4 protein-coding genes are annotated in these 3,822 nt (G+C 64.2%); 1 reads left to right on the top strand and 3 read right to left on the bottom strand.

Annotated elements, in window-relative coordinates:
* Nucleotides 1-147 precede the first annotated feature (147 nt).
* The gene (locus tag U8525_RS34150; protein ID WP_374270921.1) at nucleotides 148-435 is read left to right on the top strand and encodes a hypothetical protein; all 288 of its coding nucleotides are present in this window, start codon (nucleotides 148-150) and stop codon (nucleotides 433-435) included.
* Between the two features lie 313 nt (nucleotides 436-748).
* Here the strand turns inward: U8525_RS34150 and U8525_RS34145 are convergent, their stop codons facing one another.
* From U8525_RS34145 to U8525_RS34135, 3 genes are all read right to left on the bottom strand, one after another.
* A complete protein-coding gene (locus U8525_RS34145) occupies nucleotides 749-2,080 on the bottom strand; it encodes a hypothetical protein (protein WP_374270920.1) in 1,332 nt (443 codons plus the stop codon).
* A 53-nt stretch (nucleotides 2,081-2,133) separates the two neighbouring features.
* Nucleotides 2,134-3,003, bottom strand: a complete 870-nt coding sequence (locus U8525_RS34140; protein ID WP_374270919.1) for a hypothetical protein — start codon at nucleotides 3,001-3,003, stop codon at nucleotides 2,134-2,136.
* A 265-nt stretch (nucleotides 3,004-3,268) separates the two neighbouring features.
* Nucleotides 3,269-3,760: a transposase gene (locus U8525_RS34135; protein ID WP_374270918.1), complete on the bottom strand. Its 492-nt coding sequence runs from the start codon at nucleotides 3,758-3,760 to the stop codon at nucleotides 3,269-3,271.
* Nucleotides 3,761-3,822: the final 62 nt, after the last annotated feature.

Genomic DNA, 3,822 nt, shown 5'->3' with positions numbered 1-3,822 from the left:
TGAAACTCCATCGGGCTCAGCTCGCCGCGTAGTGGCGGCGCTGCCAGCTCCAAACGGGCGAAGCGCCACCTCTGCTGCAAGGAGCCTGTTATCCGGCTCCTCGCCCGTTACCCCAACACACTCCTAGCCGCAGGCGCTGAGTGGTGCGTGCGGTGGCTGGGTGGGACGGCGGACCTCAACCGCCAGGGCAGCGGCACGGCCACGGTGCGGGTGACGGCGCCGGGACTGTACCGGGTCCGGAGCGTCGCGAGTGCCCGGCGTGCCCGGGACGCCTACGTCGAGGTATCGGAGGCGGAGGGGACTCTCCATGCTACCGTCCTCGGGGTGGATGACGAGGTACCACGCACGAAGGGGCTCGCGCTTCAGTCCCTGGAGGAGCGCATCGGCATCACCTCTGCCCGAGCCGAACGCGTGGCCCCAGCGGCAGCGGTGTGACGGAGCTGAATGTCTTGCTACATGGCGCGTAGTCGGACCTTGGCAGGCCCGGACGTTGACGGCCGTTAGAGTTGCCCCTGTCAAATCGGCTCTCCGCACTTCGTGTGGCCCCCTTCTGGGGCCACACGTTCGCCACGGTGGAGGAGTTGCGCCGGGCTCGGCTGGAATGGGCACACCAGTACAACGAGCACGGCTGCTGGAGCACCACCATTTCCTCTCGCCGAGTCGGGCCCGACGGGAGCTATTGCAGTCGACGCAAGCAGCCTGATTACGACCAACCTGCTGTCTCAGCAATTCGGTGCGGTACAGGAGTTCAAGGCGTGATGCGACCGGAGAACAACTCCCTAACATAGAGCAGGTCCACGGAGAGGCCCACGACGCCCTTGGCCGTCCAGCGGTCTTGGGTGCGGATGTCGTCCTTTGTGCCGTCAAACGGTGCGTTCAGTGTCGCGCCCACGGGCTGGGGGGCGCGCAGGATGTCTGCGACGTACATGAGGTTGATGCCATAGAGCACCTCGAATGTGCCGCCCGCGATGAATCGGCGCCCAGGTTGGGTCAGGCCGATGCCAATCACCGCCCCAATGCGATCCAGGAAGCGCTGGTCGTGCACCAGGTCCCGTCCACCGTAAGGCTGCCCGGAGAAGAGGCTGATGATGTATCGCGGCGCGGAGTATACGACGAGGCTCGCGGTATATTCGACGCCGCGCCCCGTGGGGCCGCTAGAGTAGAGGACGTTCTGGCCGTCCTCCGTCCGGACGTCGAACTCCTGCACGTGCTGCGTGGTGAAGAGTGCTCCCAATTGGAGGGTGGCGCGATAGAGTGAGTGCTGGTTCAGGTTGAAGCGGATTGCTCCCGTGTCATTGGCTCGCCCTAGGCGGATGTCCACGGTGGAGTTAAAGCACCGGCGCGCGGTGTTCTTGCGCAGCCCCCACACGGTACCGCTCTGGCGCTGCGACGTCTCCTCTGGCGTGAGTCTCACCTTGTCCGTGCTGACGTAGATGGCGGGAGCGTCCGGTTCGATGGAGCAGGGCTCGAAGCGGGTAGGCGACCAGTCGTCGAGGTTCGTATAGACGCCGACGTAGATGGGGTCGCCCTGAATGCCGTACAGTCGATTGCTGTAACAGATCTCCCCGCTCTCCATGAACGCGATGAGCGTGTAACCCGGAGAACGGGTGCCATGGAGTTGTTTGATGATGTCCGCTTCCCACGCGGACGCAGCCTTCTGGCAATCAGCCAGCGCATCCACCTGGAGGCCTTTGAGAGGATTCGTGGCTGCAATCTCAGCAGGGGAGATCGGCAACGTTATGGCCTGATAGCACTGCGCCGCGTCAGACTTGTCGGAGGCCGCGTATACGAGGACTGCTTGGCTGCCCGGTTGCTCCTTTTCGGCTTCTTGGAGCGCGGCCTGGAGTGGGGTCGCCCAAGTCTGACCTACCACAAGCGTCGAGGCCACGGACTCGCGCAGTGGTACGGGCGTGAGTTTCCCGGCATTCAGAAGGCCGGCCTGGATCAGAATTGGGAATCCCTCAGGGGGCCCGATGGAGCCCGCCGCCGTCACCGTTGCAGGCGAGCACGGGGATAGGGCCCGGGCAGTGCCTGCCCAGCCCAGGACTCCGAGCACTGCCACTACCACCCATGTCTTCATTGCGTCATGACCTCGTAGTGTGTGAACCAGGGTGAACAGTCAGGGCCTGGGACTCAGGCGAAGTGAGCGCCCTCTAGGAACAGCGGGGTTCCAACCTGCATGAAGACGGAGTATCGGTCGTTGCTGCCCACGAGCAGCCCCCAGGCGCGCAGGTCAATCCCGACGAGACATGAGCCGGAGTCTCCGGGCACGGTCACGTTGTCGGTCAGGAGCACGTTGCTGATGAGGCCCTGCCGCCCAACAACAATTTGTCCGAACGCTCCCTGGAACCGGGTGCGAAGGAGCCGCTCTGCGCACAGCACGTAGAGGCTGCTGCCGACGTCGGACGTGGACGGCAGGTAGGGAATGCCGATGGCCAACTCATCCCCGTAGGTGTTCTGACAGAGGTTTACGTTCAGCGGACGCACCAGCGCGTAATCCGCCAGCGGGGTCACTACGACCTTGAGTAACTGCCCCTGGAATCCCTGGGGCTTGTTTCCTGCGTTGAATAGGAACACCGGAGGCTCGCTCCCCGGTGCGTACTCATAGGTGCCGGTCCATGTTGGACCCGCGAAGGCATGCCCCGCAGTGACGGCAACCCGTCCGTAGCGGGGATGATCCAGCACCATACCGACCGTCGCCCGGCCCGGTGACACCACGGAGTCACCAGGACCCAGTACGACAGGGAGGGCATGGCGCTGGAAGGCGACGGATTCGAGCACGTCCGTGCGGACCGTCCGTCTCCGCCGCGACGTGGGATGCCAGTCAAGCCGACGGGGGATGAGAGCACTGGTGGGTAGTTTCCGGGCCGCGACCTTCTGCCTCACCAAGCAGCAGAGCGCGAGTTCGTCCTCGCCTTCCTTGTGTCCGACAAAGACTCCAGTGACATTGCGAAGCGACAGCAGGGGTTTCATCAGCGCGGCGAGGGCCGAGGGGGAAGGCATCTCTGTGGTGCCATGCTGTCCACGCTTCTTTCCGGATCGTCGCACTCCTCCTCCGATGACTGACCATTTTCAACGGAATATCAAATCGCACTGGAAGTGAAAATAGACGGTTCGCTGAAAACGGATGAACGGATCCCGTCGCTCCTGTAGGTCCCAGTTTTGACTTGAAACCCCGGGGCTCACAGGAACGGTGTCGTTGGAGACCCTGTGGTGTAGCCCCCTGAAGAGTCGACAGGGAGGTCGTGTCAATTGGTGTGGAAACGCGTCAGGCGGCGCGACGAGTTCCCTGCGGTAGCATGACGAGGTTGCCGTCCTCGTAGGTGCGGCCGGCGAGTACGTCTCGCAGGTGCTCGGCGGCGTCGAGTTTGCGGAAGCTCTTCTGGGCGACGAGCAGCAGCTTCCAGAGCAGCACGGTGGCGTTCTCCACCTTGCGGAAGCGCTTGGCCGCGTCCGTGCGCAGCCTCAGCGACGCGAAGGGGCTCTCGATGATGTTCGTGGTGCGCAGGTGCTTCCAGTGCTCCCTGGGGAAGCGGTAGTAGGTGACGAGCCGCTCCCAATCATCGAGCAGGCACGCGGCCGCCTTCGGCGCCTTCTGCTGGTACTCGGCGACGAAGGCGTCGCGCAGCGCTTCGGCCTCGGCGCGGGTCGCGGCATAGGGGAGGGGTTTGAGCAGGGCCCGGGCCGCCTCCAGCTCCGTAAGACCTCGCCGTGCCCCGTCGTGACGTGCCGAGCCGCGCGTGAGACCTCCGTGTGCCACACGCCAGGAGGTGGTCCGTGGAGTTGGAGAAGGAGTTGGAGCAGTTCCGCCAGGAAGCGCAG

This window comes from Corallococcus sp. RDP092CA, from assembly GCF_041903675.1.
In the GTDB taxonomy this organism is placed as follows: domain Bacteria; phylum Myxococcota; class Myxococcia; order Myxococcales; family Myxococcaceae; genus Corallococcus.
Note: the sequence above shows the minus strand (reverse complement) of the source record. Positions and strands in the feature narration are given on the sequence as shown.